Source organism: Orbaceae bacterium lpD04, from assembly GCA_036251935.1.
Lineage (GTDB): Bacteria > Pseudomonadota > Gammaproteobacteria > Enterobacterales > Orbaceae > Orbus > Orbus wheelerorum.
This window is the reverse complement of record CP133967.1, coordinates 2,757,993-2,784,206: the sequence shown is the minus strand read 5'-3', so window position 1 is coordinate 2,784,206 and position 26,214 is coordinate 2,757,993. Positions and strand designations below refer to the sequence as shown.

The window sequence follows — 26,214 nt, the reverse complement described above, 5'->3', positions numbered from 1 at the left end:
CAATTAAATAGGAAGGCCTAGCCTTCCTATTGGGATAAATTAGATTTGATCTGTAGCTGCGTTAATGTGAGTGATTTTGACTTTGATAATTCGATGACTTTCTACGTCAAGAATTTCAAATAGATAATCTTCAAATTGAATTATTTCAGCCACTTCTGGAATATGCTGTGATTGTTCCATCAATAATCCTGCAAGAGTATGATATTCACGTTTGTCATCAAGTTCTAACGGCACAAAACGAACGAGTTCTTCTAATGGCGTATAACCATTAGCGATCCAACAGTTTTCACCACAAGATTGAATATCATGTCTAACATCAATATCTTCATTTTCAGTCGGAAACTCGCCAGCAATTGTTTCTGTCACATCAGTAACTGAAACAATACCTTGCATTGAACCAAATTCATCAACAACAAATGCAAAATGCGTTTTTGCATTTTTAAATTGCTCAAGTGCAACTAATAGCGATATTGTTTCAGGGAAAATTAGTGGCTGCTTAATCAATTTAGCAATCGACATATCATGGCGATTATGCAAAACTTCTTTCAATAAATCATTAACCTGTATGATACCAAGTGGTTCATCTATCGATACATCATCAGTGACAATTAGGCGTGTATGCTGATTCTCGGTTATTTCTTTTAAAATGTCTTCCCGATCATCATTAATATTAATCATCTTAATATTTTGCCTTGACGTCATAATGCTACTGACTGAACGCTGTGCTAGGCCCAATACGCGCTCTATCATGCTCAGCTCTTGTGCATTAAACGCGGCATTGCTACCTGCATCGGCAATCAAATCTTTAGTATTACTATCTAGCTCTTCATGCTCAGCATCACCTTTCAATAAATTCAACACGGCTTCAGCAGTGCGTTCTCTTAGTGGTTTTTTGCTTAAAAAACGTCGACGATTAAAGCTTGCCATTTGATTAAAAAACTCAATGAGGATAGAAAAACCAATTGCAGCATACAGATATCCTTTTGGAATAGAAAAACCAAAACCTTCTGCAACAAGGCTAAAACCGATCATTAATAAAAAGCTAAGACATAAAATAACAATTGTTGGATGAACATTAACAAAATTCGCTAGAGGCTTGCTTGCTATCATCATAATAACCATAGCGATACAAACCGCTGCAATCATTACTGGAATGTGTTCAACCATACCAACGGCAGTGATTACCGAATCTAATGAAAATACAGCATCAAGTACGACGATTTGTACTACGACAGTCCAAAAATGAGATGTCTTTTTCTGTTTTGATGAGCCGTGAGATTTACCCTCTAACCGCTCATTTAATTCCATTGTTGCTTTAAAAAGTAAGAAAACGCCACCAACTAACATTATCAGCTGCCGAGCATTAAAACTAACCCCTAACGCTGTAAATAGTGGGGCAGTTAATGTAACGAGCCAGCCAGTAAACATTAATAAAATTATGCGCATGATTAGCGCTAAAGATAGACCAATTATGCGAGCATGGTCACGCCGCTCTGGTGGTAGTTTTTCGGCTAGAATTGCAATAAATACTATATTATCAATACCAAGAACGATTTCTAGAACAATCAGTGTTGACAGTCCAATCCAAATCGTAGGATCCATGATCCATTCCATATATCGGGTGGTTACCTTTTCATTATACAGCACATGCTGAACTGTTAATTTTGTACGGAATTATTTATTAAATCAATGATAATTTTATAAAAAATGTAATTATGCCAATTTTTTTTTAATAATATATAACTCATTTACATTTATTTAACATAAAATCAAATAGTTAATCTATCTAGTTGTTGGTAAACAAAGATAGGTATCTATCATTTTTTTTAGTACAATTAAATCGTTTATTAATACAAATAAAAGGATGCCCAATATGTTAACAGTTAATGAATATTTTTCTGGCAAGGTGAAATCGATTAGTTTTACTAATGCAAGCAGTGGTGAATCAAGTATTGGTGTTATGGTGCCTGGTGAATATACCTTTAGTACCAATAAACCAGAAGAGATGACGATTATTTCTGGTTCTTTAAATGTGTTACTGCCTTCGGCCAAAAATTGGCAAATTTTGCAAGCAGGGCAAATATTCCATATTCAAGGAAAAAGTGAGTTCCATGTTCAAGTCGCAGAGCCAACAGCTTATCTTTGCCGTTATCTATGATTGAATAAGGTTAGATTGCTTTCGTTTGTATTGTCTTAAAATAATGAATAGAGAATGGCATATTAAAGTAAAAAATATGCCATTTTTATAATTGAAAAAATAGCGGCTAAAATGCGCGGGTATCGGTTCGCCAAGTATCAGCAGTCAGTGCTTCACCGAAATAACTTTGAACTAGTCGCTGGGTTATATCACTTAAAGGTGAGGCAAGTACTTCTGCTGTATTACCACTTTCAACGAGTTCACCATTATGCATGACTAAAATCTGGTCACTAATATGTTTCATCATACCAATATCTTGTGTGACATAGATATAAGATAGATTTTGTTCTTCTTGTAGCGCAAGCATTAAATTAATTATTTGTGAACGCATTGAGATATCTAAAGCGGTTAATGCTTCATCAAAAATAATAACTTTCGGCTTTAAAATTAATGCTCGGGCAAGTGCGACTCGCTGTTTTTGCCCCGCGGCCATAACTGAAGGATAATAATTTGCATGTTCAGCAGATAATCCAACTTGTTTTAATACACAATAGATTAATTGCTCTCTTTCAACGGCAGTTAATGTTGTATTTTGTTTTAAGGGGATCTCAAGTATTTTGCCAATTTTTAATCTAGGATCAAAAGAACTATCAGCATTTTGAAAAATCATTCGAATTAACTTACAGCGAGTATGGTAGTCGCCATATTCAAGTTTTTGATCCTCGATCCAAATATCACCATCATCAGGACTAATCATTCCAACTAACATTTTAGCCAAAGTAGATTTCCCTGAGCCATTTTGCCCGATAATGGCAAGTGTTTTACCTTCATTTAGCGTAAATGATAGCGGTTTTACTGCATCAATATAAAGATGACCAAATAATCCTTTAGGGATACTAAAGCGCTTTGATAAATTACGAACTTTTAATACCTGACTCATGATTTATTATCCGCTAATTCAGTATTAAGTGGAAAATGACAAGCAATTGCGTGATCTTTAATTGCAATTAATTTGGGTGCTTCAATGCATTTACGCTGCGCATAAGGGCAACGCGGGCCTAATCGACAACCAATAGGTAAATGTTCTAACGGTGGGATAAAACCAGGTAGAGAACTAAGCGGACTTTTATGTGGTAATGCTTTACCAAAATCAGGAATAGCAAATATGAGTGCTTGGGTATAAGGATGATACGGTTTTTTTATTATCTCTTCACTATCAGCTATTTCAACAGTTTGCCCACAATAAAGCACGTTAATCCGATCGGTCCATCTTGTAACCATTTGTAAATCATGACTAATTAGTAAAATTGTCGTGCCAGAATTTTGATTTGAACTCGCTAACAACCTAAATATTTGTGCTTCTGTTGTCGATTCCATCGCATTAGTCGGTTCATCTGCAATTAATAATTTAGGCTGATTGGCTAATGCTATTGCAATCATGACTTTTTGGCATTCACCTTCGGTTAATTCATTTGGGTAAGCATTAATAATCTCTTTATGCTCTTTTATTCCAACTCGATGAAGCAATTCAATTGCTCTATTTTTCCGCCAAAATAACCTTTGCCACCATTTACCTTTAAATGTTGATGAGGGGATAGATTGAATCAATAAGTGGCCAATTTTCATGGTTGGATCGAGGCAAGACTGTGGTTCTTGAAAGATCATTGAGATATTGGCACTAATAACTTTTCGCCGCTGTCTTGGTGTCAATTTGAGTAAATCAATGCCATCAAAGTAAAATCGATCGGCACTTACTTTCCAGTTATTGTTGGTAGCACCAAGTATTGCTTTTGCGATCAAGCTTTTCCCCGAACCTGATTCACCAACGAGTCCTCGAATTTCACCTTCATTCAACCTTAAATTTACACGATCAACAGCGCGTAATAAGCCTTGTGGGGTGATAAATTCTACCGTAAGATTTCGAATATCAAGCAGAGCCATAATTAATTCTCGACTTGTTTTGTTAATATCATATGAACACCAAAGTTGAGCATATGAATGAAAAATATACTAAGTATAATGACTAAACCAGATGATAGAAATGGCCAATAATTAATTTTTATCAGACTAAATGTTTGGTACATTCTCATACCGATGTCTGGTGTTACTAAATTATTACCAAAACCTAAAAATGTTAAAATGGTTAAAGCCAAGATGATGTTACTAAACAGGCCTACAAGTTCAGTCAAATAAGCGGGAAATATATTAGGTAAAATATAAAAAATTAAAATTTTCTGTGTCGATAAACCATCTAGCCTATGGGCTATGATATACGTCTTTTGCCACTCTTGCATGATTTGATTATGCACGTTGTGGACAAATCGAGGAAGATAGCAAATACCAATAGTAATCAAAATGGAATGAATACTATTACTCCAAACTATAGCAACTACAATTGTGCTTAATAACGGAGGAATAGCAATAATTAACCTAAAAACAATTACTACAAACACTCTTAAAAGTGGCATTAAAAAAAGTAGATAATTAACTATTGCGCCAATTGTAACTACATAAAACGTTGCTCGCACTGTTAATACTAATGTTGTCTTATAACTAATAAGTAAGTAATTAAAGATATCATGCCCTAAACTATCAGTACCCAAAATATGGTTAATATCGCCATTATTTTGCCACGCGGGCGGCAGCCCAGGCGTAAAAATGGGATCTAATTCAATATGTAGTACCCATTTGATAGCAAGGCAAAGCACAATAATCGCGAGTATGCCATAACAGCCAATAATCATATAAATATTACTATTGATAATGTTTTTTATATTAAGTAAATATTTACTAATAGCCCGTATCTTATTATTCATATAATGCCCTTGATTGTAATGGGTAAATCAAGAATGCGACAATCTCACTTAATAACGTTAATAAACTGATTAATGCCCCACAGCTAAAAATAGATAATGCGATGATCATGTAATCATGTTGATGGTAAGCTGAAAAAACCCAAGTACCAAGACCAGAGCGATTAAATAAGATTTCGATTGCCATGGTTGAAAAAAGTAGTGTCGTAATATTATAAGTAAGTTGAGGGATTGTTTTTGGGATAGCATTTGGTAATAAATGACGGAACAATACTTTTAATGATGAGTTTTCCCTAATACGAGCTACTTTTATATAATTTTGGCGATTAGTAATGCTAACTCTCTGACTAATGAGCTGTATTGTAATAATGCAGGGCTGAATAGTTAAGATCATAGTCGGTATTAGTAAGTGCTTTATTTCTGCATATAAAGTACTTAACTTATCGACATTATGAGTAATTAGCACATCGAGTATTGATAGACTTTTTATCATTGGTTGGTAATTACTTACTTTTGAAAATGTCCAATCATTAGAGAGAGACGACATTACTAAAATTGCAATCCAGATAATTGGGCTTGCATAGAAAATAAGACAAATAAGTTTAATAAAATAGTTGCGCTTAGAATCATTTTTTCCTAATCCAACTATGATCCCAAGAGGAAATCCAATAATAAGTGCACAAAAAATAGCTAAAATAGCCAATTCAAAGGTCGGGAATAGAATTTGAGCTAGGATATCCCATAATGAATAGTCTAACCAAATAAATTGGTTGCTCAGCAATTGTTGATAAAAAATACAATAAGCTTGCCCAAAAGATATATTTTCAAAAATAGAATTAGGCGAATTATAGATAACTGCTACAGCAATGAGGGATAATAGCATCAAGATCAGCAAAAAAGAGCATATCTTTTTTATTAGGTAAATAAGCATCATTCATCCCATCAATATTGATATCAAATTCAGTCTGTATTTTGCGACAATTTAGCGGTATGTCAACTGTAACTCATCTAACATATAAAAGCCTATATTCATATTATATAAATATAGGCTTAAAAATATCAAATATTACAGTTATCAATTATCTGATGAGTCAGTACCTGATAAAACTGGTTTACTTGCACCAGAATAAGCATGGTTATCTGCACTTAGTGCACCAGCATTACCTTTACCTGCGTACTGATAAGTTGATTCATCACGAGAAACAATCGTAGTTGAAACGTTAGAATCTGAATTTGGTGCAGGTGCTTTCATCATTGTTGATGATGAAGAACCTGTAAAATTAGATACCGCGACAACTTTATCATTAGCGATATCTTGCACCACAGGCTTAGTTTTCGCTTTATGTGGCTTAACTGGCTCAGCTTTTGTCTCTACTTTTGTCGTTGTAACAATAATAACTGGCGAAAGTAATGACGGAATAGTAGTAAATTTTACTACATCAACCTTATTTTCTGTTACTTGCTGCGTATAATTACGCTGCTCAGTTTTTGTAACTAGTGCTTCGTTCACTAGATTATAATCGATCGAAACTCTACCTAAAGCCAGTTCCGTAGAATAAACGGCTAGCGTTAATGGCACTGGTGATACACTTTGCGCGACATTTTTTGCTTTTTTTCTACGTTGGTTATTTAAACGTAAATGGCGAGACGTTCTTCTTGGCCTACGATTAGATTGATTATCATTACCTGCGGTATCATGCTCATTTTTTAATACTACGGCAGATAAAACAGATGGAATAATGATACTTTTAACGTCGTTCTTAGCTTCTTTCGCAATTGGTTTAGCGACAGTCGCGGTCGTTGAAGGTACTTGCTGAGCAGCGTTACCATTTGCTACTCTAACTTTCTTATCTAAATTTCGTTGAGCTCGTCTTGGTTTTACTGGCGCTTTAGTCTGTTGTGGCGATGATTCAATGGTTTCACTAACAACTGGAACAATTGCCTCTTCACTTTTATTTGGTCTATTATTTCGACGACTATTTTTATTTGTTAGCTCTTTCTCTTTTACTTCATTATTCGCTACTTGTTGATTACGATTTGTAAATTTATCGCGACGATTAGTTCCAGGGCGTCTATTACTCTTTTCTCTTACATCTTTATTACTATTTTCTACCGGCTTAACCTGATTTTTTTCATCAATAGCCGGAATTGCTTTTTCTGAAGGAGCAAAGAATCCGCGTAGTTTTTTCGCAAATGCACTAAAAATACCTACAGTTGGTTGCGCTTGTTCGACTGTTTTAGTTTTAACTTGTGAAGTATTTAGCTCAACTTTAACGCCGGATAAAATTGCTTCTTCTGCCGCGTATTCAGTAATTTGGCCTTCTTCCTCTTCTTCTAATTCTCGAATTAGCTTAGGCAAATTATAACTTAGTACATCAGTTTCCTCACCATTGCGTTTACGGATAACTTTATAAAGAGGCGTTTCCATTTCACTATCAGCTGCAATGACGATTTTAATATCAGGATAGCTACTTTCAATGTTAGTAATTGCTCGACGTTTTTCATTGAGTAAATAGCTCGCAATTGGAACCGGGACAATTACATCAATTTGCGCTGTATTATCCTTCATTGCCTCTTCTTGAATCAATCGTAAAATTGACAATGATAACGAGTTATTATCACGAACAGTTCCTGTTCCTTGACAGCGAGGGCAAATATGATGTGTTGCCTCGCGTAGCGATGAACTTAATCTTTGACGCGACATTTCTAATAAACCAAAACGCGATATCCTTGCGGTTTGGATCCTAGCGCGATCACTTTTCATTGCTTCTTTTAGGCGGTTTTCAACTTCACGCTGATTACGAATTGGCGTCATATCAATAAAATCGATAACAATTAAACCACCAAGATCGCGTAAACGAAGTTGTCTTGCTATTTCTTCTGCAGCTTCAAGATTGGTATTAAATGCCGTCTCTTCAATGTCACTTCCTTTAATCGATTTGGCGGAGTTAATATCAATAGCAGTAAGTGCTTCAGTCGCATCAATGACAATTGAGCCACCAGATGGTAATCTCACTTCTCGTTGAAACGCTGATTCGATTTGCCCTTCAATTTGATAATGACTAAATAGCGAAATTTCACCATCGTAAGGTTTTAATCGATCTTGATATTCAACGCGGCCAAGATCTTCTAACCGTTTTTTAGCAATCTCTAATATTTTTCGATTATCAATCCAAATTTCACCTACATCTTCGCGCAGGTAATCACGAAAAGCACGGGTAATTACATCGCTTTCTTTATGGATTAAGCTTGGTGCTGGATGATTCTTAGCTTCAATTTGAATTGCCTTCCAATAGGTAACAAGCGCATCAAGATCTTGCTGTAACTCTTCTTGATTTTTACCGACACCAGCTGTTCGAGCAATAACGCCCATTCCTTTAGGTTTTTCTAATGCATCGATATTTCGTTTTAAGTCAGCACGTTCTTCGCCTTCAATGCGTCTTGATACACCGCCAGCTCGAGGATCATTTGGCATTAATACTAAATAGCTACCAGCTAAACTGATATAGGTAGTAAGCGCTGCACCTTTTTTTCCACGAATCTCTTTCTCAATTTGGATTAAGACTTCTTGGCCTTCTTGTAGGTTTTTAATGCTACGGCGACCAGAAACATCATTAGGGAAATAACTATCGGCGATTTCTTTTAATGGTAGGAATCCGTCACGTTCACCACCGTATGAAACAAAGGCGGCTTCTAAGCTAGGATTAATTTTGGTAATAGTACCTTTATAAATATTCGCTTTTTTCTGCTCATGACCAAGGCTTTCAATATCGAGATCATATAAGCGTTGCCCATCAACAAGCGCAATACGCAACTCTTCTTGTTGCGTAGCATTAATTAACATTCTTTTCATTGTTCTATGCTCTTTAAATTCTAAAGCAGTAGAATCTGACAAACGAAATAAGGGAAATTATCTTAATCGTACTTTTCAAATATTTAAATTAAAGATTTATAAGAGTATTCATTATTTTATTTATATTATTACTTTGATTATATTATGTGAATACATCGCTCATTACAACGCGATACTAGCTAAGTATAATTGCCGAACCCTAAGCTAGTACAGTTAAAATTTTTTATATATTTGTTAGTTCAATTGCAAATATTATTTTGTTAAAAATTGCCAAGATATTATTTGCAAACTAATGTGTACTTATTCTTAAAATAACTTTCTTAATTCTATTTATTATTCTACGTACTTATCATTGTTAATAAAATTCATTCAAATTTGTTTATTATTCATTTACCGTGTCTGATGCCATTGCCGCACAATAAACAAAAAAATCCCCCTATATTATTAACATTTAATGGCAGGATAGCAAGTAAATTAAATTGGATAATCTCTCTACTCACGAAATTAAACAATTTTAGTCACTATCTGCTTATGATCTATCCAATTTGCTAAATTAACATGCTTGATGAACAATTAATGTACGGGCAATTCCTTGCTAAGTAAGGATTTCGATAATAACTGCAAGTTATTAAAACTTATGGTATGATGGCGCAGAATGAAAACTCTGAAGCAAGTAAACCTAAGTCAAAGTGATAAGGTTGATTTGCCGCGATGTGTTCGCCGGGCATAAGTAGAAATGCGAATGTCTCCCGTTTTTTGGAAAGGTGTTTTTAATGCAACAGCAATTAACTGATACATCACTTGTTGATGATTATCAGCGTCGATTTGAATATTTACGTTTATCTTTAACCGAACAGTGTAATTTTCGCTGTAGGTATTGCCTGCCTGATGGTTATCAATCTGATCGTACTCATCAATTTTTAACATTATCTGAAATTAGGCAGGTTATTAATGCATTTAGTGAGCTTGGTGTAAAAAAGATCCGCTTAACTGGGGGTGAACCAACTTTGCGCCGTGATTTTACTGATATCGTGGCACTGATTTCAGAGTATAACTCGATTAAAGATATCGCGTTAACAACGAATGGTTCGCGTTTATACCAAAACATCGTTAAGTGGCAAGATGCGGGACTTACATCACTTAATGTTAGCATTGATAGTTTCTCGCCTCATCAATTTGCACTGATTACTGGCGAGGATAAATTTCATCAGGTTATTCAAGGAATTGATAAGGCACTCGAAGTAGGCATTACTAAAGTCAAAATTAACACGGTATTAATGAAAGGAATCAACGATGATTTAAGTCAATGTTTACCGTGGGTTAAAGAGCATAATGTTGATTTACGTTTTATTGAGCTCATGGAAACCGGTGAGGGGCAATCTTATTTTAACCGTTATCACATGTCGGGTGAAAAAATAGAACAAAAGCTCATCGAGCAAGGCTGGCAATTAATGGTTAAAGATGGATTGTCTGGACCTGCAAAAGTATACCAGCATGCTGATTACTTAGGGCGAGTTGGTTTAATCATGCCTTACTCTAAAGGCTTTTGCCAAAGCTGCAATCGTTTGCGCATTTCGGCGATAGGCAAATTACATTATTGTTTATTCGGTGATTCGGCAATTGATTTACGCGATTTATTAAATAGTGATGAGCAAAAAATATTGCTTCAAAAACGCGTTCTAAACTCGTTAAAAATCAAACCTGAAACACATTTACTACATCAGCATCGTGCAGGGATCACTCAAAATTTATCTTTTATTGGCGGCTAATACTGCGCCTGAAGGCAAAGATAAAAAGTGCCTTATACTATTTAAAAGCTTTATATAAACAGAAATTACCGCAAGAATCTGTATCTGGCGGTATAATAATTACATTCCCATCTGCTTTTCACGTAACTCAGCAAGCGTTTTACAATCGATACAAAGATCTGCTGTTGGCCTTGCTTCTAAACGTTTTATACCAATTTCGACCCCACAAGAGTCACAATAGCCAAAATCGCCACTATCAATTTTTAATAATGTTTTCTCAATTTTTTTAATCAGTTTACGTTCTCTATCCCGCGCTCTAAGCTCTAAGCTAAACTCTTCTTCTTGAGTTGCTCTATCAGCAGGATCCGGAAAATTAGCCGCTTCATCTTGCATATAGCTAACTGTTTTACCCATTTCGCCACGAAGCTGGCTTAACCATCCTTCTAAAATAAGACGAAAATGTTGCAGTTGCTTAGGATTCATATACTCTTCGCCCTTTTCCTCTTTATAAGGTTCCAAGCCGGCTACAGCAAGAAGGCTTAATGAAGAGCTGTTTATCTTTTGTTCCTTTTTCAACGCAATCTCCTTTCAAACAAAATATTTAAAGCGCTAAACTATAGCAATAAATTATGCTTTATCAAATCGTTTTTAACGATTTTTACGAAAAAATAACACGTAATTACTTTACATATTTATATATATATAAATATACAGCAGTTTTATTGGGGAGATATATTCAATATTCGTTAATATATTTTTTCTTTTTAAGAAAAGTCTTCTTTATTACTGCCGTTACATAACGAATTACGACCAGCGTATCAGATTATTTAAAGGTAAGTGAGTAATAAGATCGGATAACACACTTTGATCGGGTAATACTAATTGTGGCTCAAGATCATAAAGAGGGTATAACACAAACTCACGACTTTTCATATCATAGTGAGGGATAGTTAACTGTTCACTACTCATTTGTAAATTATCATAAAGCAATATATCTAAATCGAGCGTTCTTGGCCCCCAGCGATTTGCTTTTCTTACTCGGCCAAGATTTTTCTCAATTTCTTGTAGGGCATGAAGTAGCTCAATTGGCGATAATTCTGTCATAATTTTTATGACAGCGTTTAAATAATCAGGCTGATCTTGTGGTCCCAAAGGTTTACTTCGATAAAAAGGTGAGGTTTTAATTACTTGGCTTAATTGCAATTGATTGACAGCTTCAATGGCATCTTGTGCTTGTTTTAATGGGTCACCTAAGTTTGCACCTAATGCAATAAACACCACCGACATAGTATTTTATTCCTAACAATTAAATAAGCATACAAGCATAAAACAAAATTTATGCAGATAAAACATTTGTCACGATAATACCCTTTTTTTCTTTTATAATTAGGGATTACAACAATATAATAACGAAAAAATAATGACTTTTAATTTTTAATGCCATTCTCCTGCCACCTTTATGGTAATTGCGTGCAATTTAGGATCAATCTCGTATAATCAATTGGTACTCAATGATATATTACTATTAATTGCGAATTAGGAGACACAAATGAATGTTGTTTTAGTCACTGGCGCATCATCTGGATTTGGTGAAGCTATTTGTCGTAAATTAATCGCAGATGGATATAAAGTTATTGGTAGCGCAAGGCGCTTAGATAAACTCACATCCTTAGCTGCCGAACTTGGAACTAATTTTTTACCCCTACAATTAGATGTAACACAAAAAGATGCTGTGAATAATCTTTTATTAGGTTTACCTCAAGGTTTTAAAGACATCGATATTTTAATTAATAATGCAGGGCTTGCACTTGGAATGGAAGTCGCATATGAAGCGAATTATGATGATTGGGAAACAATGGTTCACACCAATATCATTGGTTTAATGCATTTAACTCGGGTTATATTACCTAGCATGGTGGAACGTAATTTTGGTTATATCATTAATTTAGGCTCTACGGCGGGTAACTATCCTTATCGTGGTGGGAATGTTTATGGCGCAACAAAGGCATTTGTTAAACAGTTCAGTGCTAATTTACGCACAGATTTGTTTGGTAAAAAAATACGCGTAACAAATATTGAACCTGGCTTATGTGGCGGCACGGAATTTTCTAATGTTAGATTCCATGGTGATAAAAATCAGGCTGATGCTGTTTATCAAAATGTTGATTTTATTACTGCTAATGATATTGCTAATACCATTTCTTGGCTAGTTGATACGCCTGCGCATTTTAATGTGAATTCATTAGAAATCATGCCTGTAGCTCAAGTTCCAGCTGGGCTTGCAGTATCTAAAGAAATCAAATAAAAACTTTTATACCAATACGTTATCATTTGATATCTAATTGTTATTTAAATTATAAATTGTCATAAAAGGCGGTATCTTCGTTCCCTTTTACGACAATTTATAATAATGGCCTTACTAATGCACTAACCTTGTAAAAATTTTTTTAATTGTTAATAAAATACACTTGCACTTATGTTCAGTGATTGCTATTCTTTTGCCTTAATGGTTAATTGAGGTTTATTAACAATGGCATTTTCTGAAGTTATCAATAAATTTGCAAATAGTCTTCCAGGTACAGATACCTATGTGAAGCTACGTCAAGCAATGCAACAATTAATTCAAGACGATCCTAGCAATGCTGCCGTTTATTTCTTGATATTTGGTTTTGCCCGTACATATGTCATGTTATATGAAGATCAGGAAGTATCACCTCAGTTTGCTGAAGATAACCAAAAATTAATGGTATCGTATTTAAATATACTTGATAGCGCCCTGAAAAAAGAGGATGCGGCGAGTTTATATAATGCATTAAATCGTGTCGTTAACGAATACGAAAATAGCAAAAAAGTTTTTTAATCTTTGCAGCCTGACTTAAACGTCGGGCTGTTTTGTTTTTAGATCCACATAAATTAGTGAGAAGGATTAGGTAAATGAAAACAGTAATGATGATTATCATGATTATTGGCACCTCTGGCACCATTAGGCTCGGAGCGGGTTGACTTTTCCTAAAAATCGTCAAAGAACCCGCAAAATTAGCGGGTTTTTTTATGTCTTAATGCAACGAATGTTCATTAAGTATACATATAAACAATATCATTTTGATCAATAGATGAAAGGTGCAATATGAAAGTATTAAAATTTGGAGGAACATCCGTTGCTAATGCCGAGCGTTTTCTTCGCGTCGCTGAGATTATTGAAAATAATGCTAAGCAAGAGCAAACGGCTACCGTATTATCGGCGCCAGCGAAAATAACCAATCATTTAGTGGCTATGGTCGAAAAAACAGTCGCAGGGCAAGATATTCAAACTAATATTAACGAAGCAGAAAAGATTTTTGCTGATCTTTTAGCCGGCTTAGCCCAAGCGTTACCTAATTTTGCCTATGAAGAGATGAAAAGATTTTCATTAAATGAATTAAATAATCTAAAACAACTTTTTCATGGCATTAAATTACTAGGTCAGTGCCCAGATAGTATTAATGCCTCTATTATTTGTCGAGGTGAAAAATTATCTATTGCGATAATGGATGCATTACTAAAAGCTAAAGGTCATCATGTAACCGTTATCAACCCAGTTATCATGCTTCTTGCTGATGGCGATTATTTAGAATCAACAGTCGATATCAACGAATCAACTCATCGAATTAAAGAATTGAATATACCTAAAAATAATATTATTTTGATGCCGGGATTCACCGCAGGCAATGAAAAAGGTGAACTTGTTGTTCTTGGACGAAATGGTTCTGATTATTCAGCAGCTGTGTTAGCAGCCTGCTTGCGTGCTAGCTGCTGTGAAATTTGGACTGATGTTGATGGAGTGTACACATGTGATCCACGCTTAGTTCCTGATGCAAGGTTACTAAAAACGATGTCTTATCAAGAAGCGATGGAATTATCTTATTTTGGAGCCAAAGTTCTTCATCCTCGCACTATATTACCGATTGCCCAATTTCAAATCCCATGCTTAATTAAAAATACCAATAACCCTGATGCACCAGGCACATTAATTGGTGCGAATATTGTGGATACTTCTGCGCCAGTAAAAGGAATAACGAACCTAAATAATATGGCCATGATTAATGTCTCAGGGCCAGGACTTAAAGGTATGGTTGGTATGTCTGCGCGAGTATTTTCAGCTATGTCTTATGCCGGCATTTCGGTCGTATTAATTACTCAATCATCATCAGAATACAGCATTAGCTTTTGTGTTCCACAAGCTGAGCTTTACCTTGCTCAAGAAGCATTGAGTGAAGAGTTTTACTTGGAGCTAAAAGATGGCCTACTTGAGCCAGTCGAAGTTATTGAGAAGCTAGCGATTATCTCTGTTGTCGGTGATGGTATGCGCACTATGCGTGGCTTATCGGCAAACTTTTTTACTGCGCTTGCTAGAGCGAATATCAATATCGTTGCCATTGCTCAAGGATCATCAGAACGATCGATTTCGGTAGTTGTTGATAATGACATTGCAGTAATGGGCGTTCGCGTTGCTCATCAAATGTTATTTGGTACTGATCAAACGTTAGATGTTTTTATTATTGGTGTTGGCGGCGTTGGTGGTGCATTAGTTGATCAAATCAGCCGACAACAAACTTGGCTTAAAAACAAACAAATAGATTTAAGAGTGTGTGGATTATTTAACTCAAAGCACTGTGTACTTAATCGTGATGGACTAAGCCTTACCAACTGGCGTGATACCATAAAACAGAGCCAAAAAACATATAGCATAAATCAGATACTTGAATTTGCTAAAGATAATCGTTTACTTAATCCTATTTTAGTTGACTGTACTTCAAGCTCTGATGTTGCTGATAAATATGCTGATCTTTTAGCTAGCGGTTTTCATGTCGTAACGCCAAATAAGAAAGCCAACACCAGCTCAATGGCTTACTATTTACGTTTACGCCAAGAGGCAGCAAAAAGTAAACGAAAATTTCAATATGATACGAATGTTGGAGCTGGTTTACCGGTTATTGAGAATTTACAAAATTTACTTAATGCAGGCGATGAACTTATTCGTTTCTCGGGTATTTTATCAGGATCACTATCATTTATATTTGGTAAACTCGACGAGGGTATGTCATTATCAGAAGCAACAAAACTTGCAAAAGAAAAAGGATTTACAGAGCCCGATCCTCGAGATGATCTTTCTGGTACTGATGTGGCACGTAAATTATTAATCTTAGCTAGAGAAGCAGGCCTACAATTAGAGCTAGCCCAAATTAATGTACAATCAGTATTACCTGCTTCTTATTCACAAGGCGATGTGAGTGAGTTTATGGCTAAATTACCACAGCTTGATACAGAATTTAAAACGAAAGTAGAAACTGCGGCGAAGCAAGGTAAAGTATTGCGCTATGTAGGTAGTATTGATAATGGTGAATGTAGTGTTAAAATTGAGGCTGTTGATAGCGATGATCCGCTATATAAAATTAAAAATGGCGAGAATGCATTAGCATTTTATACCCGTTATTATCAACCAATTCCACTCGTATTACGTGGTTATGGTGCGGGTAATGATGTGACTGCAGCGGGTGTATTTGCCGATATCTTACGAACAACTTCGAGTAAAATTGGTGGTTAAATGAGTAAATCAATAAAAGTGTATGCGCCGGCATCAATGGCTAATATCAGTGTCGGATTTGATATTTTAGGTGCTGCAATTAATCCTATTAGCGGTGTGATGCTTGGCGATAGTATTACCGTTGAAGATGCAGCGCAATTTCACTTAACCAATAAAGGCCAGTTTGTTAAAAAGCTACCGAAAGATCCTAAATTTAATATTGTATATCAATGTTGGCAACGTTTTTGTCAAGCGATGGGGAAAGAACTACCTGTCGCAATGACTCTTGAAAAAAACATGCCAATTGGTTCGGGACTCGGTTCTAGTGCTTGCTCAGTCGTTGGCGCGTTAGTTGCACTAAACGAATATTTTAATAAACCATTTAATGAGCAGCAGATGCTAAGCATGATGGGGGAGATGGAAGGTCGGATCTCCGGTGGTATACATTATGATAATGTCGCTCCTTGTTATTTAGGGGGAATGCAGCTTATCGTCGATGAAATCGGCATTATTAGCCAGTCGATTCCACATTTTGAGAATTGGTATTGGGTGATGGCTTATCCAGGGATCAAAGTTTCAACGGCTGAAGCTAGAGCTATTTTACCGGCGCAATATCAAAAACAAGACTGTGTCGCGCATGGCCGCTATGTGGGTGGATTTATTCATGCATGTTATACCAACCAACCGCAACTTGCGGTATCTATGTTACAAGATAATATCGCCGAGCCTTATCGTAAACAGCTATTACCTAATTTTGATGAAACACAAACGAGCGTTAAACGTTTAGGTGCACTTGCTTCAGGGATCTCGGGCTCTGGGCCGACAATTTTTGTTGTCACCGATAAGCTTGAAACGGCTCAACAAGTTGAATTATGGCTGAAGGCTCATTATTTACAAAATGATGAAGGATTTATCCACATCTGTAAGATTGATAAGCAAGGCGCACGAGTTGTTTAAAAAACAGCATTACAAGTAAAATAAACGGCTAAATAAAATTTAAGCATAGAGAGAGTCGAAAATATTATGAAACTTTATAATTTAAAAGATCATTCCGAACAAGTTAGTTTTTCTAAGGCTGTACAACAAGGATTAGGAAAAGGACAAGGTTTGTTTTTTCCACAGGATTTACCTAAGTTTACACCTAATGAAATTGATTCATTACTAAAATTAGATTTTATTAGTCGAAGTGCTAAAATTTTATCTGCTTTTATCGGCAGTGAAATGAGCAGTGAGGACATGCTAAGGTTAGTTAAAAATGCATTTCAATTCCCAGCGCCGGTTAAATCTGTTGAAGCAGATATTGGTACATTAGAGTTATTTCATGGCCCAACACTTGCCTTTAAAGATTTTGGTGGACGCTTTATGGCGCAGGCCTTAGTTCAAGTTGCTGCTGATAAAAAAATTACTATTTTAACCGCAACTTCTGGCGATACCGGAGCTGCGGTTGCTCATGCATTTTATCATTTACCCAATATTCGCGTTGTGATCTTGTATCCGCAGGGTAAGATCAGCCCCTTACAAGAAAAGCTCTTTTGTACATTGGGCGATAATATTCATACTATTGCGATCAAAAGCGATTTTGATGCTTGTCAGGCATTAGTTAAAAAATCATTTGATGATGAAGCATTAAAAACCACAATCGGATTAAATTCAGCAAATTCAATCAATATTAGCCGACTACTTGCGCAAATCTGTTACTATTTTGAAGCTTTTGCCCAGTTAACACCAAAACAACGTGAACAATTAGTTATTTCAGTGCCGAGTGGTAATTTTGGTGATTTAACTGCTGGCCTACTTGCAAAAACGATGGGCTTACCAATTAAACGTTTTATTGCTGCGACAAACGCTAACGATACGGTACCTCGTTATTTAGAAACAGGCAATTGGGAGCCTCATAAAACAGTTGCTACACTATCGAATGCTATGGACGTGAGTCAACCCAACAACTGGCCTCGTATTGAAGAAATCTATAAACGTGAAGAATGGGCACTAAAATCATTAGGTCATGGCGCAGTATCTGATGATGTAGCTAAACAAAGCGTACGTGAACTAGATAAAAAAGGTTATTTATCAGAGCCTCATGGTGCCATCGCGTACCGCGTTTTACGCGACCAGCTACAAGATGGTGAGTATGGACTCTTTTTAGGCACCGCGCACCCTGCTAAATTTAAAGAAGTCGTTGAGGATATTTTAGCTAAATCAATTCCTCTACCTCAAGAGTTAGCTGAGCGGGCTGATATGACATTGTTGTCGCATGTAATGGATGATGATTTTAATCAGTTACGTGATTTTTTAATCAACCTTAAATGGTAATATACTCGTGACCAATGAAGATGCTCGAGAATAGCGCTGAAAATCAGAAGCCGGGGGATCTAAGGACTTCGTCCTGAGCCCTTTTAAAACGCAAGTGAGAGGCTAAGCCTCTAATCACCCTGCTTATCACAACGCTAAAGCTAAAAAATCAAGCATCTTGATTTCACTTGGGTATATAACTATTTTTTATGCTTAAATAAGCTGTTACAACAATATTTTAACGAAATTAACTGAATATTAGTTAGCATGGATGCTAACTATTGTTAAAATAATATAATTAAGCTATTTTATTCAAATTATTAGCATAAATAGCGGGGAACATAAATGCACTGTCCATTTTGTAATGCAGACGATACTAAAGTTATTGACTCACGTTTAGTTAGTGAGGGTTACCAAGTCCGTCGTCGTCGCCAATGCAACGAATGCCATGAACGTTTTACGACATTTGAAGTTGCCGAACTAATTATGCCAAATGTGATTAAAAGTAATAAAATTCGTGAACCATTTAATGAAGATAAACTGCGTAGTGGCATGCAAAAAGCACTAGAAAAACGACCAGTGAGCTCAGATGCTATTGAAGATGCGGTAACGCGAATAAAATCAAGACTTAGAGCGACAGGTGAACGTGAAGTCGCTGGAAAGCTTGTTGGTGATTACGTGATGGAAGAACTTAAAAATTTAGATAAAGTTGCCTATATCCGCTTTGCCTCGGTCTATTTTAGTTTTGATGATATTGAGCAATTTAGTAAAGAAATTGCCAAATTACAATAGTAATAAGTATGACTAACTCACCTTATTTTAGCGATCATGATCATCTTTATATGGCTAAAGCGATTGAGCTTGCACAGCTAGGTTGTTTTACGACTACGCCAAATCCAAATGTTGGCTGTGTGATTGTCAATAACAACCAAATTATTGGTGAAGGCTATCATATAAAAGCAGGGGAACCGCATGCTGAGGTTTACGCGTTAAGGCAAGCTGGCGTGAATGCAAAAGGCGCAACAGCGTATGTGACACTTGAACCATGTAGTCATTTTGGCAGAACTCCACCATGTGCCGATGCATTGATCAAAGCGGGGATAGCAAGGGTTGTTATTGCCATGCAAGATCCTAATCCGAAAGTTTCAGGGCAAGGTGTTAAACGGCTGCGTCAGGCCGGCATTGAGGTTGACATTGGGCTACTTTCAGAGCAAGCCGAGCACATTAATCGAGCGTTTTTAAAGCGTATGCGCTGTGGTATACCTTATATTCAACTCAAATTAGCCGCCTCTTTAGATGGCAAAATTGCTATGCAGTCAGGCGAAAGCAAATGGATCACATCGAGTGATGCGCGGCAAGATGTTCAGTATTTTAGGGCTCAAGCGAGCGCTATTTTAAGTACTCGTGCAACAGTCCAAGCTGACAACGCTAGTTTAACCGTTCGTCACGCTGAGTTACCCCCACAAATTCAGATGATTTACCCTCAAGAAACGATTCGTCAGCCTATTCGAGTTATTATCGACAGTAAAAATAAACTTATGGGTGATGAAAATATTTTTAAACAACTAGGTGAAACTTGGGTAGTTCGCAAAGATGATAAACCTATTGAGCAAGCCAATTGCCGACTGTTAATTGAATCTTCAGACAAAATGAATATTGACCTAACCTCATTATTAAAAGTCCTTGCTGAAAAACAGATCAACTCAGTTTGGGTTGAGGGGGGAAGTCACCTTGCGGGCGCACTGATTGAGCAAGGTCTTGTTGATGAGTTAATTATTTATTATGCCCCTAAATTACTCGGTCATAATGCACTCGATATGGCTATATTGCCTAATTTAATAGAGCTTTCAAAGGCACCCGAATTTACATTTCAATCAACCATTAAAATTGGTGATGATTTACGCTGCATACTACAAAAGAAAACTAAATAATTTTTACTACGGTAATTAAACGTATAATGCGTCTTTAAATGACGCATTATACCTCAAGATTAAAACCGTTACCCTTGCAAAATCATTAGCAGTTCATCAGGATTTTTCACTGCCTTAATGCGTGTTAATGTATCTTGTGCAATAACCGCCCTTGTTAATTGACGTAAAACATCGAGGTGTTCATTCGCTTTAGCTGCAATGCCAATTATCACATAAGCAATATTGTTATCTTCATCCCAATTAATGCCTTGCGGGCAAAAAAGAACTTTGATTCCTGTTTGTAACACACTATCTCGTTTTTCAGTTGTGCCGTGGGGGATGGCAATACCATTACCTAAAAATGTTGAAATTTGATTATCTCGATCAAACATCGCTTCAATATAATCATCTTTTACTAAATGGGCATCAATCATATTTTTTGCAACGGCTTCAATTGCTTGCTTTTTGGTGAAAGCTTTATTGATAAAGCAAATATCATTACTGCTTAATTGTATTGTATTCATTTTACTTATCCTTGGTAATTATTGTATTAGCTAGAAGGGCACTTACACATAAATTTATGATGCCGCTTTTGCCGCTAATTTTCGATTTCGATGCATGCGAGTTAAACCGAGTAGAACTGCGCCCAGAACTGCGCCAACAAAAATACAGCCTACCCAAAGTAAGGGTTTATTTACTAACGGTAAGACTAAAAATCCACCATGCGGAGCGGGAACTTGAATATGGCTTAAAAATGTTAAAACAGCTGCAATTGCAGAAGATAGCATCATGATTGGAATAACACGAAGAGGATCTTTGGCCGCAAACGGGATCGCACCTTCAGTAATATGAGTTGCGCCTAAAACATAGTTGACCAATCCTGCGGCCCTTTCATCTTCACTAAACGCTTTATTACCAAAAATAGTGGTAGAGAGAGCAATTGCGAAAGGAGGGACAATACAAGCGGCAGAAACCCCTGCCATAAAGTAAAAGTTACCTTCACCAAGTAACATCGTGCCTGTAACATAAGCCGCTTTATTAACGGGTCCACCAAAATCAAATGAACACATACAGCCAATGACAATACCTAATAAGATTGGATTTGCTTGCTGTAAAGATTGTAACCACTCTTTCATACCATTATTAATGGCAGCAATAGGATCGCCAAGTAAGTACATTACTGCACCAATGATAAAGACGCCAATTAGCGGCATAATAAAAATTGATTTTAAGCCTTCAAATTGTCGAGGTAAATGATCAAGCCACTTTTTAACATATAGCATTAAATAGCCAGCAGCAAAACCAGCAATAATGCCGCCAATAAAGCCAGCTCCAGTAATATTGGCAACTAGCCCACCAATAAAACCAGCAACCATACCCGGCCTTCCTGCAATTGATGAGGCAACAAACGCAGTAAAAACTGGTACCATAATGCCAAATGCCTGGCCGCCTATATTTTTAAGTAGAGCGGCAAATTGGTTATATTGTGGGCTCATGGGATCCGCTGAGTAAATCCCCCATAAAAATGAAATAGCAATTAAAACCCCGCCAGCAACGACAAACGGCAGCATATTAGAAACACCGTTCATTAAGTGCTTATAAATTTGGCGACCGATAGATTCTTTAACTTGGCTATTCGATACGTTATCAGTGGTTATTGGCTCAGATTTATTACTATTACGAATGGGTACGTTGCCAGTGAGAATTTGTTTAATTAAGATATCGGCTTTATGAATGCCATCTTTAACCGGTACTTCAATAACAGCCATACCATTAAAGCGATCAGGATTAACATCTTTATCCGCCGCGATAATAACACCTACTGCCTTTGCCAAATCAGCGTCAGTAATCATATTATCAATGCCGCTTGCGCCGTTGGTTTCAACTTTAATTTCAACCCCTGCTTGTTTTGCCGCAGCTTTTAATGCTTCCTCAGCCATATAAGTATGAGCAATGCCTGTTGGACACCCAGTGACTGCTAAAATTTTTGTCATAATAATTACCTCATTTGATGGCTGTAATTGTTAATTGCTGCATGTAGCTATCGATTTTATTAAGAAGACCAAGCCCATCAGACTCGGCAACATTAGCACCTGTTGCTGAAGCTTTTTTCATGGCTAACTCAATATTATTTTGCTCAGGTAGCCACACACTTAAAAATGCGGCTAAAGAGGCATCGCCGGCACAAGCTGAACTGACCAAATCAATTGCAACCGAATTGCAAAACCATAGCTGTGAGCCGTTAGAAAAATACAATCCTTTATCGCCCATTGTTAACAAGATATTTTGTGCACCGAGTGTATGAATTTTTTTGATGGCAAAAACAATTTGATCGCAATTAGTGGTTTCTAAACCAAATATCTCTTTTACTTCATCATTGTTAGGTTTTATCAATAAAGGTTTATAACGGAGTAAATCACTTAGTTTAGGGTGGCTAATATCTAAAATAACGTGAATATTTTTTTTATGGCATAAAGACAATATCAGATCATAGTAACTCGGTTCGATATTATTAGGTAAACTGCCGCTGATAACTAAATAACTATGACAACAAAGAGATGCTATTAGGGTCAGCATTTCAGTTTTTTTTTCATCAACAACAAAAGGGCCTTTACCAACTAACTTATATTCATCTTTACCATCATTAATAAAAACATTGATTCGGGTGATCTCATCAATCCAGCAAGGGATTGTCTTGATACTCTTTTTATCGAGTTCATCAACAATATATTTACCGGAAAATCCACCAAAAAATCCAAGAGCAGTGGTTGATTTGCCAAACTTATTGAGTACAATTGAAACATTAATCGCCTTACCATTAGGACTATATTGAGTATGCGATGTACGATTAACCGTATTTGGGTTTAAGCCCTGACAACGGATATTGATATCAATTGCGGTATTAAGTGTCAGTGTATATATCATAATTATTCCACGCTAAAGTTTACCTGCGCAGCCGCAAGTGTTGATGATTTTTTTAACAATTTCCTTCATCGCAGCCTTTGCTGGTTTCATATAATAACGAGGATCATTTGCATCAGGATTCTCAATAAAATAGCTTTTTAGCGCATCAGAAAAAGCGATTTTAAGTTCTGTCGCTACATTAACTTTGCAAATTCCTCGTCTTATACACTCACGGACATCCTTATCAGGCACGCCAGATGCACCATGTAGCACAAGGGGGATATCAACAGTTGAACGAATTTGAGATAATCGCTCAAAGTCTAATTTCGGCTCTGATTTATAAAGGCCATGGGCGGTACCAATTGCGATAGCTAATGAATCAATCCCTGTTTGTTCGACAAATTCAGCCGCTTGCTTTGGATTGGTATAAAGGGCATCTTTGCTATCAACAACCAGATCATCTTCTACGCCGCCTAGGCGACCTAGCTCTGCTTCAACGCTTACATCAAAGCGGTGAGCATAATCGACGACTTGTTTTACTATCGTAATATTGTCTTGAAATGACTCATGTGAACCATCTATCATCACTGAACGGATCCCACAATCAATTTTACGGGTAATATCGTCATAACTTTCATGATGATCTAGGTGCAGTGCGAAAGGTATTTTATGTTTTATGGCAAGGGCACAGGCAATTGCGATAATATTCTCTGTTCCTGCATAACTATAGGTTCCAGGCGTTCCTGCCAATATAATAGGTGATTGTAGTTCAGCTGCTGTTTCAACAATTACTTGCATCGTTTCTAGGTTGTGGATATTAAAAGCGGGGACGGCATAATGCTCGTTTTGAGCTTTTTTTAACATGTTGTTACTTGAAATAATAAACATAGCGCTCCTCCATAGAATAATTAGCGATTTATAGCTTTCAATATGAAAGTTTATTTTTGGTTATTATTTACAAAATAAAACTTATAAAATAAAAATGCTGTGATTTTAGTCACAAAAACAACTTTAAACTTTTAAAACAAAGAAAATAAACCTAATAATACTTTCGTTTTAAAAGTATTGTGTTTATAATTATTCATCATGACGCGGTGGATTAATTACGTGCGCTTTGATTGACCAATTTTATGGTTAGCTTTATCATCAAATCCCTTAGCGTTTTTGAATGTATTTATAATAGGAAATAACTCGGTGGCTAGAGCATCTTCTGCATTACTTAAAAGACGATTAGATATCGCTGAAATTGTGCGTAAACAGGGCGAAGTTAAAGTCGATGAACTTGCTCAGTTACTGGCTGTATCTGGTGTTACCATTAGGCAAGATTTGACTTACCTAGAGCAGCAAGGTTATTTAAAACGCTCATTTGGTGGTGCGATTTATTTGACGCCAGAAGGAACGATGGCAAATACTAAAATATTAGTATCTGTTCATAATCAAAGTCATTACAGCACTGATGAGCTTGATTTAGTTAAGCAAAGTTTAAATTATATTCAAGATGGCGATACGCTTTTATTGAGCCATGGGTCTTTAATACGTAAATTAATCCCTTTTTTATACAGTAAAAAATCGCTCACTTTAATCCTTAATGATCTGGTAAATGCCCAGTTAGCAAAGGAGTTTACTTCAGCACAAGTACTTATTATTGGTGGTTTATTATCAAGTAATAATATAGTGCAAGACAGCAATGTAATGAGTTTTATTTTAAGCCAATACGCAATTTCACGTTTTATTGTATTAGCAGATGGGATTAATTACGATAATGAGCTTATTATCAACGATCTTGAACATGCTAATTGCTATCGACAAATAATTAAGCAGGCAAAACAAACTATCGCAATTTTACCGCAAATAACGATTTGTGATGAAAGTAACAGCATTGGCAAATTACGAGATATTGACATTACTATTTTATCAAGGCCTGTACTTACTCAATATCATCAGCAGCTATCAGATTGCAGCTTTAAACAAATTGACTCTAATAAACATGGTGTGATTTATCAAAATGCACGAGAGGCATAATCAATATGGATTTCAAAATTTGTACGATAGGCGAATTATTGGTTGAATTTTTAGCCAAAGAGCACGATCAGCGTTTTGATAAAACGGGTGAATTTATGGGTCCATTTCCAAGCGGTGCGCCTGCTATTTTTGCTTCTCAAGTTGCTAAGTTGGGCTTTGCTGTGACTTTTTTTAGCTGCGTTGGTAAAGATGCCTTTGGCAAAATGTGTATCAAGCGCTTAAAAGACGATGGCGTAATAACCGATGGGATAGCTATTCATAATAAAGCAAGTACTGGCAGTGCTTTTGTTACTTATCGAGGAATTGATGAGCGTGATTTTATCTTTAATATTCCCAATAGTGCCTGCGGCCTGCTCTCCTTTGATCATATCAATGAAGAGCTATTAAAAGATTGTAATCACCTACATGTAATGGGCTCATCGCTATATTCATTTCGAGTAATTGATGCGATGCGAAAAGCATTAGATATCGTAAAAAGCAAAGGTGGTACGATATCGTTTGATCCCAATTTACGTAAAGAAATGTTTGATATTCCTGAGATGGAAGCTTCTTTTGACTACATTCTCGACTATACAGATATTTTCTTGCCAAGCCAAAGTGAAGTTAGTTATTTTGCCAGCAATAACCAAGATAGCGAACAACAAATAATGTCATCACTATTAAATCGTGGCATTAAACATATTGTGGTTAAGTGTGGTTCAGGGGGGGCAAATTATTACGGACTTGATAAACAGCGTCAGATTTATACTTTGCATGTGGATAGTTATACCAGTGAGGTTATTGATCCAACAGGCGCAGGTGACTGTTTTGGCGCCACATTTGTAAGCTTCATGTTAGCAGGCTACGATATTGAAACAGCACTGCGCTACGCTAACGCCAGTGGGGCATTAGCGGTAAGGCAAAAAGGGCCGATGGAAGGCACTTCAACATTATTACAATTGCAGCAATTTATTGCTTCCAGCTCGTTATAAT

At 36.3% G+C, this 26,214-nt stretch carries 23 protein-coding genes and 1 riboswitch; of the genes, 11 read left to right on the top strand and 12 right to left on the bottom strand.

What is annotated here, in order from left to right:
- Positions 1-39: 39 nt before the first annotated feature.
- Positions 40-1,602 carry a TerC family protein gene (locus RHO14_12265; GenBank protein ID WVD71105.1) on the bottom strand — a complete coding sequence of 521 codons (1,563 nt, stop codon included), beginning with the start codon at positions 1,600-1,602 and terminating at the stop codon, positions 40-42.
- 271 nt (positions 1,603-1,873) lie between these two features.
- Here RHO14_12265 and ppnP point away from each other — a divergent pair, with 271 nt between their 5' ends.
- Positions 1,874-2,158 carry a pyrimidine/purine nucleoside phosphorylase gene (gene ppnP, locus RHO14_12260; protein ID WVD71104.1) on the top strand — a complete coding sequence of 95 codons (285 nt, stop codon included), beginning with the start codon at positions 1,874-1,876 and terminating at the stop codon, positions 2,156-2,158.
- A gap of 106 nt (positions 2,159-2,264) precedes the next feature.
- Here ppnP and RHO14_12255 read toward each other — a convergent pair whose 3' ends face one another.
- The 5 genes from RHO14_12255 to rne form a co-directional block, all read right to left on the bottom strand.
- Positions 2,265-3,077 (bottom strand): ATP-binding cassette domain-containing protein, encoded by an 813-nt coding sequence (locus tag RHO14_12255; protein WVD71103.1) that lies wholly within the window; start codon positions 3,075-3,077, stop codon positions 2,265-2,267.
- Positions 3,074-4,078: an ATP-binding cassette domain-containing protein gene (locus RHO14_12250; GenBank protein WVD71102.1), complete on the bottom strand. Its 1,005-nt coding sequence runs from the start codon at positions 4,076-4,078 to the stop codon at positions 3,074-3,076. The genes RHO14_12255 and RHO14_12250 overlap by 4 nt, the downstream gene beginning before the upstream one ends.
- 2 nt (positions 4,079-4,080) lie before the next feature.
- The gene (locus RHO14_12245; GenBank protein WVD71101.1) at positions 4,081-4,953 is read right to left on the bottom strand and encodes an ABC transporter permease subunit; all 873 of its coding nucleotides are present in this window, start codon (positions 4,951-4,953) and stop codon (positions 4,081-4,083) included.
- Positions 4,946-5,833, bottom strand: a complete 888-nt coding sequence (locus RHO14_12240; GenBank protein WVD71100.1) for an ABC transporter permease subunit — start codon at positions 5,831-5,833, stop codon at positions 4,946-4,948. The genes RHO14_12245 and RHO14_12240 overlap by 8 nt, the downstream gene beginning before the upstream one ends.
- Positions 5,834-6,025: 192 nt before the next feature.
- Positions 6,026-8,803: a ribonuclease E gene (gene rne / locus RHO14_12235; protein WVD71099.1), complete on the bottom strand. Its 2,778-nt coding sequence runs from the start codon at positions 8,801-8,803 to the stop codon at positions 6,026-6,028.
- A gap of 650 nt (positions 8,804-9,453) precedes the next feature.
- Positions 9,454-9,586: riboswitch (molybdenum cofactor riboswitch) on the top strand.
- On the opposite strand from rne, the gene moaA reads away from it, so the two are divergent.
- A complete protein-coding gene (moaA, locus tag RHO14_12230; protein ID WVD71098.1) occupies positions 9,577-10,572 on the top strand; it encodes a GTP 3',8-cyclase MoaA in 996 nt (331 codons plus the stop codon). It overlaps the preceding riboswitch by 10 nt.
- A gap of 99 nt (positions 10,573-10,671) precedes the next feature.
- Here moaA and dksA read toward each other — a convergent pair whose 3' ends face one another.
- Both dksA and folK read right to left on the bottom strand, forming a co-directional pair.
- Positions 10,672-11,127: an RNA polymerase-binding protein DksA gene (gene dksA, locus RHO14_12225; protein ID WVD71097.1), complete on the bottom strand. Its 456-nt coding sequence runs from the start codon at positions 11,125-11,127 to the stop codon at positions 10,672-10,674.
- Between the two features lie 228 nt (positions 11,128-11,355).
- Positions 11,356-11,838, bottom strand: a complete 483-nt coding sequence (gene folK, locus RHO14_12220) for a 2-amino-4-hydroxy-6-hydroxymethyldihydropteridine diphosphokinase (protein ID WVD71096.1) — start codon at positions 11,836-11,838, stop codon at positions 11,356-11,358.
- A 262-nt stretch (positions 11,839-12,100) separates the two neighbouring features.
- Between folK and RHO14_12215 the strand changes: the two genes are divergently transcribed.
- From RHO14_12215 to ribD, 7 genes are all read left to right on the top strand, one after another.
- Entirely contained in the window at positions 12,101-12,856 is a 756-nt protein-coding gene (locus tag RHO14_12215; protein WVD71095.1) for an SDR family NAD(P)-dependent oxidoreductase, read from the top strand.
- Positions 12,857-13,081: 225 nt separating this feature from the next.
- Positions 13,082-13,411: a hypothetical protein gene (locus tag RHO14_12210; GenBank protein ID WVD71094.1), complete on the top strand. Its 330-nt coding sequence runs from the start codon at positions 13,082-13,084 to the stop codon at positions 13,409-13,411.
- A gap of 267 nt (positions 13,412-13,678) precedes the next feature.
- Positions 13,679-16,135 (top strand): bifunctional aspartate kinase/homoserine dehydrogenase I, encoded by a 2,457-nt coding sequence (gene thrA, locus RHO14_12205; GenBank protein WVD71093.1) that lies wholly within the window; start codon positions 13,679-13,681, stop codon positions 16,133-16,135.
- On the top strand, positions 16,136-17,071 hold the full coding sequence (thrB, locus tag RHO14_12200; GenBank protein WVD71092.1) for a homoserine kinase: 936 nt from the start codon (positions 16,136-16,138) through the stop codon (positions 17,069-17,071). It begins immediately after the preceding gene.
- Between the two features lie 66 nt (positions 17,072-17,137).
- The gene (gene thrC, locus RHO14_12195; protein ID WVD71091.1) at positions 17,138-18,427 is read left to right on the top strand and encodes a threonine synthase; all 1,290 of its coding nucleotides are present in this window, start codon (positions 17,138-17,140) and stop codon (positions 18,425-18,427) included.
- A 324-nt stretch (positions 18,428-18,751) separates the two neighbouring features.
- Positions 18,752-19,198 carry a transcriptional regulator NrdR gene (nrdR, locus tag RHO14_12190; GenBank protein ID WVD71090.1) on the top strand — a complete coding sequence of 149 codons (447 nt, stop codon included), beginning with the start codon at positions 18,752-18,754 and terminating at the stop codon, positions 19,196-19,198.
- Positions 19,199-19,206: 8 nt separating this feature from the next.
- Positions 19,207-20,337, top strand: a complete 1,131-nt coding sequence (gene ribD / locus RHO14_12185; protein WVD71089.1) for a bifunctional diaminohydroxyphosphoribosylaminopyrimidine deaminase/5-amino-6-(5-phosphoribosylamino)uracil reductase RibD — start codon at positions 19,207-19,209, stop codon at positions 20,335-20,337.
- A 68-nt stretch (positions 20,338-20,405) separates the two neighbouring features.
- On the opposite strand, the gene RHO14_12180 is transcribed toward ribD, so the two are convergent.
- Genes RHO14_12180 through RHO14_12165 form a run of 4 tightly spaced genes read right to left on the bottom strand, consistent with a single transcriptional unit; the run spans position 20,406 to position 24,108 of the window.
- Positions 20,406-20,840, bottom strand: coding sequence for a PTS sugar transporter subunit IIA (locus RHO14_12180; protein WVD71088.1), 435 nt, complete (start codon positions 20,838-20,840; stop codon positions 20,406-20,408).
- Positions 20,841-20,894: 54 nt separating this feature from the next.
- Positions 20,895-22,310 (bottom strand): PTS fructose transporter subunit IIBC, encoded by a 1,416-nt coding sequence (locus tag RHO14_12175; protein ID WVD71087.1) that lies wholly within the window; start codon positions 22,308-22,310, stop codon positions 20,895-20,897.
- Between the two features lie 10 nt (positions 22,311-22,320).
- Entirely contained in the window at positions 22,321-23,241 is a 921-nt protein-coding gene (locus RHO14_12170; GenBank protein WVD71086.1) for a 1-phosphofructokinase, read from the bottom strand.
- A gap of 12 nt (positions 23,242-23,253) precedes the next feature.
- Positions 23,254-24,108, bottom strand: a complete 855-nt coding sequence (locus tag RHO14_12165; protein ID WVD71085.1) for a tagatose bisphosphate family class II aldolase — start codon at positions 24,106-24,108, stop codon at positions 23,254-23,256.
- A 306-nt stretch (positions 24,109-24,414) separates the two neighbouring features.
- On the opposite strand from RHO14_12165, the gene RHO14_12160 reads away from it, so the two are divergent.
- Together RHO14_12160 and RHO14_12155 are read left to right on the top strand one after the other, a co-directional pair.
- The gene (locus tag RHO14_12160; protein ID WVD71084.1) at positions 24,415-25,242 is read left to right on the top strand and encodes a DeoR/GlpR family DNA-binding transcription regulator; all 828 of its coding nucleotides are present in this window, start codon (positions 24,415-24,417) and stop codon (positions 25,240-25,242) included.
- 5 nt (positions 25,243-25,247) lie between these two features.
- Positions 25,248-26,213, top strand: a complete 966-nt coding sequence (locus RHO14_12155) for a sugar kinase (protein ID WVD71083.1) — start codon at positions 25,248-25,250, stop codon at positions 26,211-26,213.
- Position 26,214: the final 1 nt, after the last annotated feature.